This is a genomic window from Hyphomicrobium sp. 01T421, from assembly GCF_056398805.1.
Window position 1 is genome coordinate 744,044 of the sequence record NZ_JBFTQC010000001.1, and the last position, 15,540, is coordinate 759,583.

The window sequence follows — 15,540 nt, forward strand, 5'->3', positions numbered from 1 at the left end:
TGCGAGCGGTATAACCCGATTAAGGAAACCCCCACCACGCCGCCAGGATATCGGGAATTAGCCAGACGTGGCATCTCTTTTTCTAACTACGCCCACGTGGTGCTTGAGTTGGCATAAACGGAGGTCGTCTCGAGGTCCCCCTGCCCAAGAATCTGGTAAATCGACGGGAGTTTTGCTGCGCTGCCGTTGTGCCGCCACTATGTCAACGAGGTTACCTCGGCGACCGGCGTCGAATAGCTCAAATCGACTTCCGCTTTCGATCCTGATCTTACGGCGCCGGCGTGAAGATCTGCTGCTTCAATCGAGGTTGTGCGCGTAATACTCGATTTCATTGTCCCGCCACGCGGCGGGATGGCCGGAAAAACCCTTCTTGGTACTGACGACGTTGTAATTGTGCTCGCCGGCCTGGACAATGTCGGGGCCTTCTTCTGCAATTGTTTCGGTGTTCTTGGCGCTGGGCCGAACGATGGCAATGTGGCCTGGCTTATCGTCGTGATGATTGTGATAGGAGGCAATGACGAGCTGGCCGGAATTGGCGGCGTTCTGCGCCTCGAAACCATCTTTGAGCGGACGCCAGCCTTGTGCCGGCCCTTCACTCGCGAGCCATTCGCTCTGGGCATTGGCAAGAAGCTTTTGACCGTGTTCAGGTGGTCGGAGAATGTAGACACCGAATTGCTTCGCCGCTGATGCTACGAACGCACTGCAGTGCGTATGCTTGCCCTCGGTTTTTTCTGGCGCCCCGGTTGGGACACCCGTCTCCCAATTAATGTGTTGGCCGGCAGGCCAATGCTTCTCGACTTCAAAGCTATCGAGCTTTTCAGCGAGCCGCTTTCCGGCCTCGGAGATGTCACCCGCCTGTGCAGTCGCCGTTTGCAATCCTACGAGGACCAGGAGAAAGGAAGCGACGGTACACGTCAGAATATTCATGACGGATTTTCCTGTGTGCCCTGATCGTGGTGTGAAAGTCCAATAGGAGCCAAGTCGGCAGCGGAGCAGTCTGGCCGCATCAATCTTCAGAACGCGCCTGATGTTACTAGCAGCGGCGCGTTGTCTCCGCTCAGCAGGGCGCCGGGGAAGAATGTCGGCACGTCAGCTTTGATGGTGACGGCTGGTGGGTCGGTAGCCAGGGCTTTGTCTAGCCATCCGCTCTGGGCGGGTAGCGTGACGGAAAGAGTCATGTCGAGTTTCGAGGCGGGTTCAATGAAATTTTTGCCGCTCGAGCCCGAACGATAGAATAATATCGTGCCGGTGAAGGCGCTGCGGCCCGACACGGAGATCGGGGCAAACGGAACTTTCGGACGCTTCAGGCGCTCCGCAACGTCATCTCGGCTCCCGAAATATTGGGCGTCAGCCACATAGCTGCTCTTGAATTTCTCTATTTGGCCAGTCGTTGGATTCTTCGCTTCAAATTGAAGCGAGAGAACGGCGCCATCGCGCGCTCCGCTGTTGGTTATGGTCACCGGTACAGCTAGGACCTCGAAAGGGCCATAGGGATCGCGTGTATACTGAATGTTTTCGGAAACATAGAGCTTGATTTCCGGCTGCCTCAGCGTGGTCTCCCACAAAGATACGGCAGATCCGGTCAGCGCCAATCCCGATATCAGAACTGCCAGCCAATTGCCCGTTCCGTGCGTTGCGGCTTCGCTCGCGATTTCGGTGGCGTCGTTGACGATAGATGGTGCGTTCGACGATTGCATGTTCACCCCAATATTCACCCCGATAGATGTCGAGTATCTGCTCTACGGCAGCTACATGAAACCAAATGTCGGCCGAAATTCTCCCCCGTGCAGTTTAGTTTCGGTACGGCTTATTCGTCTTTGCGTCCCTCGAACAGTTCTCTTGCCCGCAATTGAGGTTCCCAGGCCCGATTGTGCGGGCGACTTCAAAAATCTATCCCTAGACTCCATAAAGCGCGGACGAATGGGTGAAATATCAATCGTGTGCTGACTTATTGCGACGATCGATTTTGGCGGTTTGACAGCAATTGCGATCTATGGAGTGTTCGCGGCTATCGCGACGCCTATGATGCCGCAGACATTATTGTGATCGATGCCGAGCCTTATGGGGGGACGCTACGATGCTGCAGAGATCAAGCGCTGACCGGTCGCGATGGCGTCTCCCGTCGGCGTTCATCGGCCGGCATTGGAAGGGCGAAGCGCCATTCTGGCTGAGCCTGCTCGGGTGGACGCTGGCGCTGACGATATCGGTCTACATAATTGCCACGCTTTGGCTGACGCAATGGTCGCTGCAGGATACGCCCGTCTCGCGCATGACGCAGGGCGTGATCGTAGCGGTGCTGATCGCAAGCGTTGCGATCTGGCAGCTCGTCGGCACATGGCGGGCGAGTGTGAGCACGAAGGCGCCGCAGCGCTGGTGGATCAGCCGCTGGATCGCGCGTTCGGTGGCGGCCATCGTTTGCATCGGCGGGCTATTGATGCTGAGCGCGATCCCTCGAGGTATGTCATCGCTCTATCTGCAGGCGACGGATCAAGACTGGATCGGCCAGAACGGCTATTCGGTTTCGATCGAGGATGAGAATCTCGTCATCTCAGGATATCTCGCGTGGGGCGTGCTCAGTGCCGTGTCGCGTGAACTCTCCGCTAATCCCGGCATTCAGACGTTTATCTTGAACAGTCCGGGCGGGCATGTCGGCGTCGGTACGCGTCTCTACGACATGATCAAGTCGCGCGGGCTCGATACCTATACGACGGAGCAGTGTGCGAGCGCGTGCATCATACCGTTCCTCGCGGGCAACAACAGGTATCTGCAGAAGGGCGCGAAGTTGGGGTTCCACGCCGTCGGTGGCGAGGCGGGCAACTCGATTACAGCAGGCACCGAAAAAGTGTTGTCGGTTTATCGGACGGCGAATGTGCCTGAACCATTCATTCAGCGAATGCTGGCGACGCCGGCCGAGAGCGCTTGGTATCCGAGCCCGAAGGAGCTGATTGCAGCGAACGTCGCAACAGAACTGGTCGAGTAAGTGCACATCGAAATCAATCTCCGCCCCCGTCCTCTGGTGGATTCTCTCCGTCGTCGGTTCTTTGGAATCGGTGATGAGGCGCCCTGTGGTTTCTCTCGCTACAATCCTATCGCGGAAAGGCTTTTCCAGATCATGTAGGCGGCGACCACGAAGATGAGTGCTGCGAATACGGTCGTCAGCATGCCCCGCTCTTTGGCTAGGTGACTGGCGACGCGGGTGCCAACCAATCCTCCGGCAACGCCGCCCGCGATGAATACAAATGCGAGCGGCCAGTCGACGAGACCTGAATAGGCGTAATTTATCGCGGTCGTCAGCCCGAACGCCGCGACGGCAATCAGCGACGTGCCTACCGCGTTCAGTATCGGCATTCCCGTTGAGCCAACGAGACCCGGCACGATCAGAAAGCCGCCACCGATGCCGAAGAACCCGGAGAAGAGTCCGGTGCCAAGGCCGTAACTCAGAACCTTCGGAGCTTTCTCGCGATTGCATTCGGCGCCGGGGTTGCCGGGATCGCCACGCCCCCTCAGCATAAGAATGCCGATGAGCACCATGACAATCGCAAACAGAATGAGAAGCTTGTGGCCGTCAATCGCCTTGCCCATGGTCGAACCGAGCAGGGCGCCGATCACGCCGGCGGTTGCATACATTCCGCCACAGCGCCATTTCACAGTGTGCGCACGGGCATGACCTATGAGTCCGGTCGCCGCATTTACGGCGACGGCGAACGCGCTCGTTCCGATGGCGACGTGCGGATTGGCAAGGCCCACGAGGTAAACCATCAGCGGCACGGCGAGTATGGACCCGCCGCCGCCGACAAGGGCAAGCGTGAAGCCGACCAGTGATCCCGAAGCGGCGCCGAGTAAATATTGGAGAGGCTCCAACGTCACGCCGGCGTCTCGATGAGGTGCGGATGAACCATCCATTCGCGCCCCTTGAGCATTCCCCGCCAATAAATCGGCGGCAGCAGTCGCTCTTTGAGGAACCACGCGGTGCGGCTCGGGCGCGTGCCGTCGATCAACCAGGTTGGGAAGCTTGGAAGCAGCTTGCCGCCATAGCCAAATTCCGCGAGCACGATCTTGCCGCGTTCGACGGTGAGAGGGCAGGAGCCGTAGCCATTGTAATCGGCGGCGGGTTGTTTGCCCTCCAGCACAGCGAGCGCGTTGACGGCGACGACGGGCGCCTGCTTGCGGGCGGCGGCCGCTGTCTTCGCGTTGCTCGTTCCTGCTGCATCGCCCAGGGCGAAGACGTTTTGATAGCGCACGTGCTGCAGCGTCGCCGGGTCGACTTCGATGAAGCCACCGGGACCAGCGAGCGGGCTGCTGGCAACGAACTCGGGCGCCACCTGGGGCGGCACAGCATGAAGGAGGTCGAACGATCGCTCGATGCGTTCAACGGTGCCATCGGTGGTTTTGCTTTCGAGGGTCGCTATTTTCCTTTGGCCATCGACGGCGACCAGCTTTGATTCCAGGCGAAGGTCTATGCCGTATCGTTCGATGTAGTTTTTGAGCGCCGGCACATAGGCCGGAACACCGAAGAGCACCGCGCCCGCGTTATGAAATTCCACGTCGATATCCTGAAGCAGGCGGGCGTCGCGCCAGATGTCGCAAGACAGGTACATCGCCTTTTGCGGCGCACCTGCGCATTTGATCGGCATCGGCGGCTGAGTGAATAGCGCACGACCGCGACGCAGTTCTCGCACCAGCTGATACGTGTACGGCGCCAGATCATAGCGATAGTTGGACGTCACGCCGTTGGAGCCCAGGGCTTCAGCAAGGCCTGGGATGGCGTCCCAAGCAAGCTTGATGCCCGGTGCGGCGACCAGCACGTGATATTTCACGACGCGCCCATCGGCGAGCTGGACTTGGTTCTGCTCAGGAAGGAAGCCGGTGACGGCCGCCTGAATCCATTCGACGCCTTTCGGAATGACGCTGGCTTCGCTGTGCCGCGTCTGCTCGGGCGAGAACACGCCAGCACCGACCAACGTCCATCCCGGCTGATAGTAATGAGTCTCGGCAGGATCGATGACGGCGATGGAAATTTTCCGGTTGCGCTTGCGCAGGCTTGCCGCTGTAGAAATTCCAGCCGATCCGCCGCCGACGATGAGAATGTCATAGGTCATCGCGCGGGATGCTTTAGCGCGTCGCTCGAGCGACGGCATGATGGAACTCAGGTCGTAACCCGCGCGCTTCGCGGTTTCGATTGCGACTGCGGGTTCTTTCGGGTCGGAATCGGCTAGCGCCCACAGCGTCGCCGAACGCGTGCCGCTTCGACAGAATGCCAATATCGGGCGAGGGAGACGCGCGAGTGCATCCCGCATCGCGTCGACATCGTTGCTTGTGATCTGCCCGGGAACGACAGGCACATGCGCGAACGCCATGCCGTTGCTTTCGGCAACGCGGGACATGTCCGACGCCGTGGGTTGTCCCATCTCTTCGCCATCGGGCCGATTGCATACGATCGAGCGGAAGCCAATTTTTGCGGCTTCGGCAATGTCTGCTTCCGTCAATTGCGGCGCGACCGAGAATGTCGGACTGAGTTCCTTGAAGGACATGTAAAAAATCTCCCGCTCTACGCTCGGCTGAGGCTTCGCGCTGAAAAAATGAAACTGTGCAGTCGCATGCCTGCAGCCATGGCTAGCAAGAAGAGCAGCGCCGACATCGGCTGGACCGCGAGGGCTGCTATGCCGGGACCCGGGCAAATGCCGGCAACGCCCCAGCCGATTCCGAAAATCGCCGCACCGCTGATCAATCGGAAATCGACATTGCTCGCCGAAGGAAGATGAAAGCTATTCGACACAAGGGGCTTTTGGCGGCGCTTCACCACCTGCCAAGCAACGGTCATCGGAAGCAGCGCGCCGCCCATGACAAATGCCAAGGTCGGATCCCAATTGCCGGTCACGTCGAGAAACGCGCGGACTCTCGCGGGATCGATCATACCGGATATGGCAAGACCGGCGCCGAAGAGTACGCCGCTAAGGAGGGCGAGTACGTTCTCTCTGGTCATGGGGACAATCCCAGCAGTCGCATCATCGTGACCGTGATCACGCCTGCGCTCATGAAGGTGAGCGTCGCGAATATCGAGCGCATGGAAAGCCGGGAAAGGCCGCAAATGCCATGCCCGCTCGTGCAACCCGATCCGAGCTGCGTGCCGAAGCCGACGAGCACGCCCGCGATGAGCAGCAAGGTCGGAGTGGGGAACTTCGCATTCACGCCGACGACAAGCTCGACCAATCCGGCCCCGATGGGCAAGCCGATGATGAAGGCCCACGCCAGCTGTCGCGGCGTTTCACCGGACGATATGCCGAGCGCCCGTGCGAACAGCCCGCTAACGCCAGCGATGCGCCCGTTGCCGAGCAGCATGATTGCGGCAGCAAGACCGATGAGAAGCCCGCCGGCGAGGCCCTCTACCGGAGCAGCCTGAGGAAAGCCCGGCATCACAACACGTTCAGCGGGAGCTTGAGATAACGCGTCCCGTTCTCCTCAGACTCGGGGAGACGGCCGCCGCGCATGTTGACTTGGACCGAAGGCAAAATGAGCTTGGGCATCCCGAGCCTCGCGTCCCGACTCGTTCGCATGCTCACGAATTCGACTTCGCTCACGCCTTCGTGGACGTGGATGTTGCCGGTTTTCTCGGCGCCGACCGTCGTTTCCCAGGCATATTCATCCCGCCCGACAGCCTTGTAGTCGTGGCAGAGGAAAAGACGGGTATCGTCCGGCAGTGTCATGAGGCGGCGTATCGAGCGATAGAGCTGATGCGCATCGCCGCCCGGGAAATCCGCACGAGCGGTGCCGTAATCAGGCATGAACAACGTGTCGCCCGTGAAGACAGCGTCACCGACGACATACGCCATATCCGCGGGCGTGTGGCCCGGTACGTGGAGCGTTATGGCCTCGATCTCTCCGATCTGAAAGCGGTCGCCATCGGCGAACAGCCGATCGAATTCCGATCCGTCGCGCTCGAATTCGGTGCCGACGTTGAAGATTTTGCCGAAGACGTTTTGAACACGAACGATCTCGCGTCCGATCGCCAGTTTGCCGCCCAGAACATTCTGCAGATACGGCGCGGCCGAGAGGTGATCGGCGTGCGCGTGCGTTTCCAGCAGCCACTCGACCTTCAACCCGTTGGAGCGGACATAGGCGATGATCGCGTCTGCCGACTTCGTGTCGGTGCGGCCAGCCGCTTGGTCGAAGTCCAATACGCTGTCGATGATCGCCGCCGCGCGGGTGGCAGGATCATGCACGATGTAACTCACCGTGTTCGTCGGTTCGTCGAAGAAGGCCTGAATCGCGGGTTTCGCCGCGGATTCGCGCGAACTGCGGATCAAGGCGTCGGCTTGACTGGCAACGGGGTCCATGGGCATAGCTCCTATAATTTCATAATTTATGTAATTGTGTATTTTGCTTGCGTCAAGGGGGCTTGATGTGGCAAGGAGGCGCCATGGAAAACACAGTGACGACGGGCGATAGGCCTCTTCGAATTGGAGATTTGGCGCCCAATTTCCGGGCGCGCACGACCCAGGGCGAGGTGACCCTCGATCAGTTTTGCGGAAGATGGGTGGTGTTCTTCTCGCACCCCGCCGATTTCACGCCGGTGTGCACGAGCGAATTCGTGGCCTTGGCCAAGGCGGCGCCGCGGTTTGCCGAGATGGACTGTGCCTTGCTCGGATTGTCAGTCGATAGTCTGTTCTCCCACGTCGCCTGGTTGAATGCGATCAGGGAGCTATCCGGTGTCGAGGTTCCGTTTCCTGTCGTCGAAGATCCGTCGATGGCGGTCGGACGCGCTTACGGGATGCTTGATGAAAATGCGGCGGATTCCTCCGCCGTCCGGGCAGTCTATTTCATCGATCCCAAAGGGGTCATTCGCGCCATGAACTGGTATCCGATGAGCGTCGGACGATCCGTCGAAGAGATGCTGCGCACGGTGGCGGCGCTTCGGCGGTCGCAGAACGGAGACGCGCTTACTCCTGCCGATTGGCAGCCCGGCGACGATGTTCTTGTCCCGCTGGTCGTACCGCAGGGCCGCTTACCGGCGGCTCTTCCGCACGACTGGTTCTATCGTTTGAAAGCAGACAGATGACCGCGCTTTTCCAGTCTCGTGAACTCGCGGATGCGGCGACCGAAAAAATTCGTGTCTTCGCACAGCCGCAGCGACTGATGATCCTTTCTTATCTTCTCGGCGGTGAGCGGGGCGTAGCGGAGATCGAGAAAGCGACGGGCATCGGTCAGCCAACGCTCAGTCAGCAACTCGCAGAGCTTCGCCGTGCAGACCTCGTCGTCACGCGCCGCGAAGCGAAACTCGTCTACTATCGCCTTGCGAGCGATAACGTGGTGCTTTGCGTGCGTACGCTCGAAGCGATGTTTGGTCGTGATGAGATCGTCGGGCCGGCAAAGCGACAGGATCAGCCGAGTCCGCGTGCCGTCAAAGCCCAGGCTCCGACTGTGGAACTCTCTACCGGAGCAGCGGCCTTCGCGAGGATTATTTGATTCACAAGGCGCGATGGCGGGAGACTACTCTGGGAAAAGAGGCCATCACCGCGCATTAACGCTTTGATCGTTCGGGAGACTTTTGAGATTGGCTGGGGGACTAGGATTCGAACCTAGACAGGCAGAGTCAGAGTCTGCAGTCCTACCATTAGACGATCCCCCAAAGCCGGGATCGGACGGGCCGTTGGCCGCCGGAGCGCGGGTCATAGCAGCAGCCTCCGATGTCTGCAAGCTCGCCATCCATGGTCTTCCCGTCGCGGGCCGTCTTTTAAAGATCGAGAGCGACCGATCGGCGCCAAAGCCCGCAATTTGGTGGGTGATGGTGGCGACGACGGTTTGAGCGCCAACCTTTCAGCAGTGGAAAACCGCGGCTCGCCGGGAGGCTCCCCGGCGCAGCCCAAGCTACTTTTGTGGCGGCAGCAGCTCGGGCCGGTATTCGAAGTGCATCGTATCGTAATGGAACCACCGGCCGCCCCAGATGAACCCGTGCTTCTCGAAGATGTCGACGATCTCCATCGGAATGTCGTTCCGGTAGCGGCTACCGCCCGGACCACCACTGGCCCACCGCCAGTAGTGAGAGCGTCTCGTCGCAATATCGATCGCGATGCCATAGCCGTGACCCGAGCGCCGTTCGGTCCCCGCGATCGGCCGGCACACGTAGCCTCCGGCGGCGGGCACGAGAAACACATCGAATTTCGCCGGAAGAGCATCGAGCTCGCGGCTGACTGCGCTGAGATGTTCAGCAACGCCGTTCAACCGGGAAATATGGATATGTTGTGCGGCCTTCGAAGGGAGCCACGTGATCGTCGTCAGCGATGAAGCGAATTCCGGCTTTCGGCAGTCGCCATAGATCTTCGAAAAGAACTGGCCGTTGCGTGCGCGGCCGGGGTCGAAGTCGCGGGCGGGAGGAAGAGCCGGTGCGCCACGCGGATACTTAAATCGGAACATGTCTCGGATATCGGGATTGGCGAGCCACGCGTCGAACGGTTTGTCCCGGCCGTCGGCAAGTGGAAGTCTCGAGCCATCTTTAAAGACGACCTCGTTCCCTTCGACGCCCGAGACGAATGCGGGATACGCCGATTGCAGATGAGAAGCGATTTCACCATTGCCGAGGCTGTCCGCCAAGGTCGGCGAAGCAACTCGGAAAAGTCCCGCCGCGGCGAATAGAGCGAGCAAAAATCTCTTTCGCCTCAGCATCGATAAAACGTGGCCGGTTCGGACAAAATAACGCTCCGCTTGCTTCGCATCGTTAAGGAATGCCCCGCCAGAGCTTTACGGCGGGGCGCGACCTGCTACACTCGCCTCAACAGAGGTCCAGATTAAACGGCCTGACGAGCTCGGCTGCACCGCGGCAAGCCGATGCTATACCAGGTCCTGGAGAACGACGTTGAAGCCTGAACACTCAGGTCCTGACCGGTCTGACGGCGCAGGACTCCCAGACAGCTCTGACGACGACGTCGGCATTGCCGCGGGGCACGAAAAGATAGTGCCGGTGACGCGCGTCATCAACGGCGGCGAGCGCCAGTTTCGCCAGAGAAACCGTGCGGCGCCGGGGGGCGTGCTGTCAAACCGGTTGGCGTCGTCGCCGTGGCGCGACAGCCCGAACGAGTGGCAGCGCCAGAGCTTCGATGAGCGGGCTTTCGCCGTCGGACCCGATCATCTCGGCGAACAGATCTACGGCGCGCTCGATCTCGGCACCAATAATTGCCGCCTGCTTCTCGCGCGCCCGTCGCGGCGCGGCTTTCGCGTGGTGGACGCTTTCTCGCGCATTATTCGTCTCGGCGAAGGCGTCAGCCAGACGGGTCGTCTTTCCGAGCTCGCGATGAACCGCACGCTGGAGGCGCTGAAGATCTGTGCCGGCAAATTGCAACGTCATCATGTTTCGCGGACACGCCTTGTCGCGACGCAGGCCTGCCGGGTCGCGGACAACGGAGCCGCCTTCGTCAAAAAGGTCAAAGACATCTTCGATCTCGACATCGAGATACTGACGCCGGAACTCGAAGCACACTTGGCCGTCGCGGGTTGCGCGACGCTGATCGATGCCGCCGCGGATTATGTTCTGGTGTTCGACATCGGCGGCGGCTCGTCGGAGATCATTTGGCTTGATATGACGCGGCTCGGCACCCGCCGCGATGTGCTAACCGGACGCTCCGACGTGAACGATGCGATCGTCGGGTGGGAATCTCTTCCGGTGGGCGTCGTGACATTGGCGGAGCACTACGGCGGCCGTGACGTCACCCCGGGAACGTTCAAGGCAATGTCGCGTGCCGTGACCGAGCTGCTCGTCCCGTTCGAAGCGAAGCATCGATTTTCCGAGCAGATGGCTGGCAAGTCCATCCACTTCCTCGGCACATCCGGAACGGTCACGACGATCGCCGGCGTGAAGCTCGGGCTCGAACGCTACGATCGCAAGCGCGTCGATGGAATCTGGTTGAACGTCCCCGAGATAGACGACGTAACGTCGACGCTTCTCGGACAAACCTACGAAGAGCGCGTAATGCAGCCTTGCATCGGACGGGAACGGGCCGATCTCGTTCTTGCCGGATGCGCGATCCTCGACGCGATACTGAAGCAATGGCCCGCGGAGCGCCTGCGGGTAGCCGACCGCGGACTTAGAGAAGGCATTTTGATGCGACTGATGATGGAAGACGGTGTCTGGCGTGCCGGACGTCGCCGGCGTGGACGTTCGAAGCAGTCAAGCGGCGTTAAATAATCGTGGCAGACAAAGGCAACAAAAAGGGCGGCAGCGGCAATCGCGCGAGCAGTCTGAGCGGCGGTCAGCGCCAGATGCGCACGACCGTCAAGACGGCGCGCAAGCGCTCCGTTTCGTCTGCGCGCTGGCTCGAACGCCAGTTGAATGATCCCTACGTGACCGCGTCGAAGCGGGAAGGGCTGCGCTCGCGCGCGGCGTTCAAGCTCCGTGAGATCGATGCGCGATATCATTTTCTAAAATCAGGTCAGCGGATCATCGACCTTGGGGCGGCTCCTGGCGGCTGGTCGCAGGAAGCGGCCGAGCGCGTCAAGGCTGCTGAGGGCAAAGGGCAGGTGGTCGCCATCGACTACTTGAATTTCGAGCCGATCACTGGCGTCGAGATCATCGAAATGGACTTCACCGATCCGACGGCCGAAGACCTTCTGAAATCGCGCCTGCGGGGTGGCAAGGCCGATGTCGTCCTGTCGGATATGGCCGCGCCGACTGTCGGCCACGCCAAGACCGATCACATGCGCATCATGGGACTCGCTGAAGCCGCCGCCGCCTTTGCGGCCGACGTGCTGGAGCCCGGCGGCGTCTTCCTCTGCAAAGTCTTTCAAGGAGGCACCGAGCGTGACCTGCTCGACGCCTTGAAGCGCGACTTCAAGACGGTGCGCCACGTCAAGCCGCCGGCAAGCCGCGCCGAAAGCTCGGAGCTTTACGTGCTGGCAACAGGCTTTCGAGGACGGACGGAGCCAGAGGCCGACTAACGGCTTCACGCTGGCTTGCTTACCTCAGGCCGGAGGTGGGATTACGCGTGCAGCGCCCGCCAACAGCCCGAATTTGAAGCGAATCTCATGGGGGCTTTGAACCCCGTGAGAGCAATCTGGCAGCATCCTGCGACACCGCAATGACGGTCGGCGTTTACGCTCTCTGTTAATTGGTTAGCGCAATCCCCATTTGACGCGGCTCGGGGCGCTTCCAAGCGCGGAACCTTGGTGCTATAGACCCCGCGACAATGTTCCGCCCCAGGGGGCCCGAACGTGTCGCCCCCCCAAATTTGGAGAAGTCCGCATGACTTCGAGCCTATCGGCGCTCGATTCGGGGATCGCGCTTACCTTTGATGACGTGTTGCTCGTCCCCGGGCCGTCCGACGTGATGCCGGGACAGGCGGACGTCTCGACCCAATTGACCAAGTCTATCCGCCTGAACATTCCCCTTCTGTCGTCGGCGATGGACACCGTCACCGAGGCGAGGCTGGCGATCGCGATGGCTCAAGAGGGTGGGATCGGCGTGATCCACCGCAACCTCACCATCGAAGAGCAGGCACGCCACGTCGGTCTGGTGAAGCGCTACGAAAGCGGCATCGTCCTCGACCCGGTGACGATCGCACCCCAAAAAACGCTGCGCCAAGCCCTGAAGCTGATGGCCGATAAGGGTGTCACGGGTGTTCCGGTCGTTGCGGGCGGAACGGAAGCGCACGACGGGAGTGCCGGGAAAGGCAAGCTCGTCGGCATCCTGACCAATCGCGACGTCCGATTTGCAACGAGACTGGATCAGCCGGTTTCGGAGTTGATGACCCAGCAAAATCTGGTGACCGTTAAGCGCAACGTTTCGCAGGAAGAAGCCAAGCGCCTCCTCCACCAGAACCGCATTGAAAAGCTGATCGTCGTCGATGACGCCGGCAATTGCATCGGCCTCATCACCGTCAAGGACATTGAGAAGGCCGCGAAGCACCCGAACGCCTCGAAGGACGCTCAGGGACGCTTGCGCGTCGCCGCCGCGACGACAGTCGGCGAAGATGGCTTTGAGCGTACGGAACGCCTCATCGCCGCCGGCTGCGACGTGATCGTCGTCGATACCGCACACGGCCACTCCGCGAAGGTCATCGAGGCCGTCGCTCGCATCAAGCACCAGTCGAACAGCGTCCAGGTCATCGCCGGCAACGTCGCGACGGCCGATGCAACCAAAGCTTTGATCGCCGCCGGCGCCGACGCGATCAAGGTCGGTATCGGCCCGGGCTCGATCTGCACGACGCGCATCGTGGCGGGTGTCGGCGTTCCGCAGCTTACCGCCGTTATGGATTGCGCGAAGGAAGCCTCACGCTCCGGCGTCCCCGTCATCGCGGACGGTGGCATTCGCTTTTCCGGCGATATCGCGAAGGCGATTGCAGCGGGCGCGGCCTGCGTCATGATCGGATCGCTTCTCGGCGGCACCGACGAAGCGCCGGGCGAGACCTACCTTTATCAAGGACGGACCTACAAATCCTACCGTGGCATGGGTTCGGTCGGCGCGATGGCGCGCGGCTCGGCAGACCGCTACTTCCAGGCCGAAGTGCGCGACACGCTGAAGCTCGTCCCGGAAGGCATCGAGGGGCAGGTTCCTTACAAGGGTCCGATGGAAGCCGTCGTTCACCAGCTTGTCGGCGGCTTGCGCGCCGGCATGGGATACCTCGGCGCGAAGACGATCCCCGAGCTGCAGAAGCGCGCGAAGTTCGTTCGCATTTCTCCAGCCGCAATTCGCGAAAGCCACGCCCACGGCGTCATGATCACCCGCGAAAGTCCGAACTATCCGGGCGTCGGCAGTTGAGATAATGAGAGGGACGTTCGAGCAAAGCCGGCGAGGGGGACAAGGATGACAGTCACCGATTTCTTGATGCCGGTTTTCGTCCAGGTTCTACTGATCTTCCTGCTTCTCGCCCGGATGGGCCGCGAGCGCCTCGGCAGCTTGGCGAGCGGCGAAGTCAAAGCCGACGATGTTCTGTTGACCGACACGAACTACACGCCTCGCGCGCGGCAGTTCAGCAATTGCTTCCGCAATCAGTTTGAATTGCCGATGCTCTTCTTCGTGTTGATCGCTTTCATCATGATCACGCGAGTGGGCGACATCTTGCTGCTGGCGTTGGCTTGGACTTTCGTGCTCTTGCGCTATGCGCACGCCTACATCCACACCACCAGCAATGACCTCAATTGGCGCTTTAGAGCGTATGGCGCTGGGGTGATTGTCCTAATTGTCATGTGGGTGATCTTCGCCACGAAGATACTCACGGCCGTTTGAAAGCACCACAAATGAAAGCCGGAGCCCGCATCGCCGCGGCGATCGAGGTATTGGAATCCATCCTCAGTCGCTATCAGCCCGTTTCTATCGCGTTGACCGACTGGGGTAAGGCACACCGCTTTGCCGGTTCCGGCGACCGTAACGCCATAGGCGGAATGGTCTATGACGCTTTGCGCCGCCGCTCGTCGATCGCCTGGGCGCTGGGATCGGACACGCCGCGCGCACTCGCAATCGGCGCTGCGTCGTCGGCGTTGGATCTGACGACGGACGCTGTCATCGCCGCGTGCGATGGAGCGGATCATTCGCCGGAGCCCTTGACCGACGCCGAGCGGATTGGCCTGACCCGTCCTCTGGACGACGCACCCGACCACGTCAAAGCCGACATTCCAGAATGGCTGTGGCCTGCATTTTCCGCCCAGTTCGGAGATCGCGCCGTCGCGGAAGGTCAAGCGATGGCGCGCCGCGCGCCCGCGGACCTGCGGGTCAACACCCTGAAGGCGACGCGCGAAAAGGTCCTGAAAGCGCTCGCAAGCTTCGGCGCCGAGCCGTGCTCCATTTCTCCCATCGGCGTCCGAGTGCCGCCGCCCGTCGGCGCGCAGCGCACGCCCAACCTGCAAGCCGAAGCGGCGTTCCAGGCGGGCTGGTTCGAAATTCAGGATGAGGGTTCGCAGGTCGCCGCTCTTCTCTCTGGTGCCGGACCGAGGAAGCAGGTGCTCGATCTTTGCGCCGGTGCGGGCGGCAAAACGATGGCGCTTGCGGCGCTGATGCAGAACACCGGTCAGCTCTACGCCTACGACCACGACCGCAACCAGCTGAAGCCCATCTTCGAACGGGTGAAGCGCGCAGGCGTTCGCAATCTGCAGGTTTTGAGAGCCGGAGACGAAGCCGCGATCGATGCTCTCGGTCCCCGCTTCGACGTCGTGCTCGTGGATGCGCCGTGCACGGGAACGGGAACATGGCGCCGGCGTCCGGACGCCAAGTGGCGCGTTAAGCCCGAAGCGCTGAAGGCGCGAACGGATGAGCAGCGGACTGTTCTGAAGCGCGCGGCAGCACTCGTGAAGCCCGGCGGCCGGCTGGTTTATGTCACGTGCTCACTTCTTCCCGAGGAGAATACCGTGCAAATCGCGCGTTTTCTCGAGGAGAATCCCGCTTTCGCACCCGTCCCCGCCGCCGGACTTTGGGACGCGGCCTCGGGCGAACTTCCGCCGTCGGCCGACGGCCGGTCCGATTCGCTGCTGCTGACGCCGGGCCAGCACGGGACCGACGGCTTCTTCATCGCCGTCCTCTCGCGCAAGGCGTGAGCGAAGTTTCTGTGGATTGATCAGTGG

Annotated in this window: 16 protein-coding genes and 1 tRNA gene; 8 read left to right on the top strand and 9 right to left on the bottom strand. The window is 60.9% G+C overall.

Features of this window, described 5'->3' with window-relative positions; translation table 11 throughout:
• Positions 1-297 precede the first annotated feature (297 nt).
• Both AC1DK3_RS03430 and AC1DK3_RS03435 read right to left on the bottom strand, forming a co-directional pair.
• Positions 298-927: a hypothetical protein gene (locus AC1DK3_RS03430; protein ID WP_477190886.1), complete on the bottom strand. Its 630-nt coding sequence runs from the start codon at positions 925-927 to the stop codon at positions 298-300.
• 86 nt (positions 928-1,013) lie between these two features.
• Positions 1,014-1,697, bottom strand: a complete 684-nt coding sequence (locus AC1DK3_RS03435; protein ID WP_477190887.1) for a hypothetical protein — start codon at positions 1,695-1,697, stop codon at positions 1,014-1,016.
• A 380-nt stretch (positions 1,698-2,077) separates the two neighbouring features.
• Here AC1DK3_RS03435 and AC1DK3_RS03440 point away from each other — a divergent pair, with 380 nt between their 5' ends.
• Positions 2,078-2,980 (top strand): COG3904 family protein, encoded by a 903-nt coding sequence (locus tag AC1DK3_RS03440; RefSeq protein ID WP_477190888.1) that lies wholly within the window; start codon positions 2,078-2,080, stop codon positions 2,978-2,980.
• A 98-nt stretch (positions 2,981-3,078) separates the two neighbouring features.
• On the opposite strand, the gene AC1DK3_RS03445 is transcribed toward AC1DK3_RS03440, so the two are convergent.
• The 5 genes from AC1DK3_RS03445 to AC1DK3_RS03465 are packed head-to-tail and all read right to left on the bottom strand — an operon-like array spanning position 3,079 to position 7,340.
• Positions 3,079-3,867, bottom strand: a complete 789-nt coding sequence (locus tag AC1DK3_RS03445) for a sulfite exporter TauE/SafE family protein (protein WP_477190889.1) — start codon at positions 3,865-3,867, stop codon at positions 3,079-3,081.
• Positions 3,864-5,531, bottom strand: coding sequence for a bifunctional protein tyrosine phosphatase family protein/NAD(P)/FAD-dependent oxidoreductase (locus AC1DK3_RS03450; protein WP_477190890.1), 1,668 nt, complete (start codon positions 5,529-5,531; stop codon positions 3,864-3,866). The genes AC1DK3_RS03445 and AC1DK3_RS03450 overlap by 4 nt, the downstream gene beginning before the upstream one ends.
• Before the next feature lie 17 nt (positions 5,532-5,548).
• Positions 5,549-5,983 carry a DUF6691 family protein gene (locus AC1DK3_RS03455; protein WP_477190891.1) on the bottom strand — a complete coding sequence of 145 codons (435 nt, stop codon included), beginning with the start codon at positions 5,981-5,983 and terminating at the stop codon, positions 5,549-5,551.
• Entirely contained in the window at positions 5,980-6,414 is a 435-nt protein-coding gene (locus AC1DK3_RS03460) for a YeeE/YedE family protein (protein ID WP_477190892.1), read from the bottom strand. The genes AC1DK3_RS03455 and AC1DK3_RS03460 overlap by 4 nt, the downstream gene beginning before the upstream one ends.
• A complete protein-coding gene (locus AC1DK3_RS03465; protein WP_477190893.1) occupies positions 6,414-7,340 on the bottom strand; it encodes an MBL fold metallo-hydrolase in 927 nt (308 codons plus the stop codon). The genes AC1DK3_RS03460 and AC1DK3_RS03465 overlap by 1 nt, the downstream gene beginning before the upstream one ends.
• Before the next feature lie 77 nt (positions 7,341-7,417).
• On the opposite strand from AC1DK3_RS03465, the gene AC1DK3_RS03470 reads away from it, so the two are divergent.
• On the top strand, positions 7,418-8,056 hold the full coding sequence (locus AC1DK3_RS03470; protein ID WP_477190894.1) for a peroxiredoxin: 639 nt from the start codon (positions 7,418-7,420) through the stop codon (positions 8,054-8,056).
• Positions 8,053-8,463, top strand: coding sequence for an ArsR/SmtB family transcription factor (locus AC1DK3_RS03475; protein WP_477190895.1), 411 nt, complete (start codon positions 8,053-8,055; stop codon positions 8,461-8,463). Before AC1DK3_RS03470 ends, AC1DK3_RS03475 begins: the two co-directional genes overlap by 4 nt.
• 89 nt (positions 8,464-8,552) lie before the next feature.
• Here the strand turns inward: AC1DK3_RS03475 and AC1DK3_RS03480 are convergent.
• Positions 8,553-8,626 (bottom strand) — tRNA-Gln (locus AC1DK3_RS03480).
• Between the two features lie 239 nt (positions 8,627-8,865).
• Complete coding sequence (locus AC1DK3_RS03485) at positions 8,866-9,639, bottom strand: M15 family metallopeptidase (protein ID WP_477190896.1); 774 nt, start codon at positions 9,637-9,639, stop codon at positions 8,866-8,868.
• Positions 9,640-9,850: 211 nt separating this feature from the next.
• Here AC1DK3_RS03485 and AC1DK3_RS03490 point away from each other — a divergent pair, with 211 nt between their 5' ends.
• The 5 genes from AC1DK3_RS03490 to AC1DK3_RS03510 all read left to right on the top strand — a co-directional run bounded on the left by AC1DK3_RS03490 (position 9,851) and on the right by AC1DK3_RS03510 (position 15,513).
• Positions 9,851-11,176 (top strand): Ppx/GppA phosphatase family protein, encoded by a 1,326-nt coding sequence (locus tag AC1DK3_RS03490; protein WP_477190897.1) that lies wholly within the window; start codon positions 9,851-9,853, stop codon positions 11,174-11,176.
• 74 nt (positions 11,177-11,250) lie between these two features.
• The gene (locus AC1DK3_RS03495) at positions 11,251-11,925 is read left to right on the top strand and encodes an RlmE family RNA methyltransferase (protein ID WP_477192860.1); all 675 of its coding nucleotides are present in this window, start codon (positions 11,251-11,253) and stop codon (positions 11,923-11,925) included.
• Positions 11,926-12,229: 304 nt separating this feature from the next.
• On the top strand, positions 12,230-13,744 hold the full coding sequence (gene guaB / locus AC1DK3_RS03500) for an IMP dehydrogenase (RefSeq protein WP_477190898.1): 1,515 nt from the start codon (positions 12,230-12,232) through the stop codon (positions 13,742-13,744).
• A 45-nt stretch (positions 13,745-13,789) separates the two neighbouring features.
• Positions 13,790-14,212 carry an MAPEG family protein gene (locus AC1DK3_RS03505; protein ID WP_477190899.1) on the top strand — a complete coding sequence of 141 codons (423 nt, stop codon included), beginning with the start codon at positions 13,790-13,792 and terminating at the stop codon, positions 14,210-14,212.
• An 11-nt stretch (positions 14,213-14,223) separates the two neighbouring features.
• Entirely contained in the window at positions 14,224-15,513 is a 1,290-nt protein-coding gene (locus tag AC1DK3_RS03510) for an RsmB/NOP family class I SAM-dependent RNA methyltransferase (RefSeq protein WP_477190900.1), read from the top strand.
• The last annotated feature ends 27 nt before the right edge of the window (positions 15,514-15,540 follow it).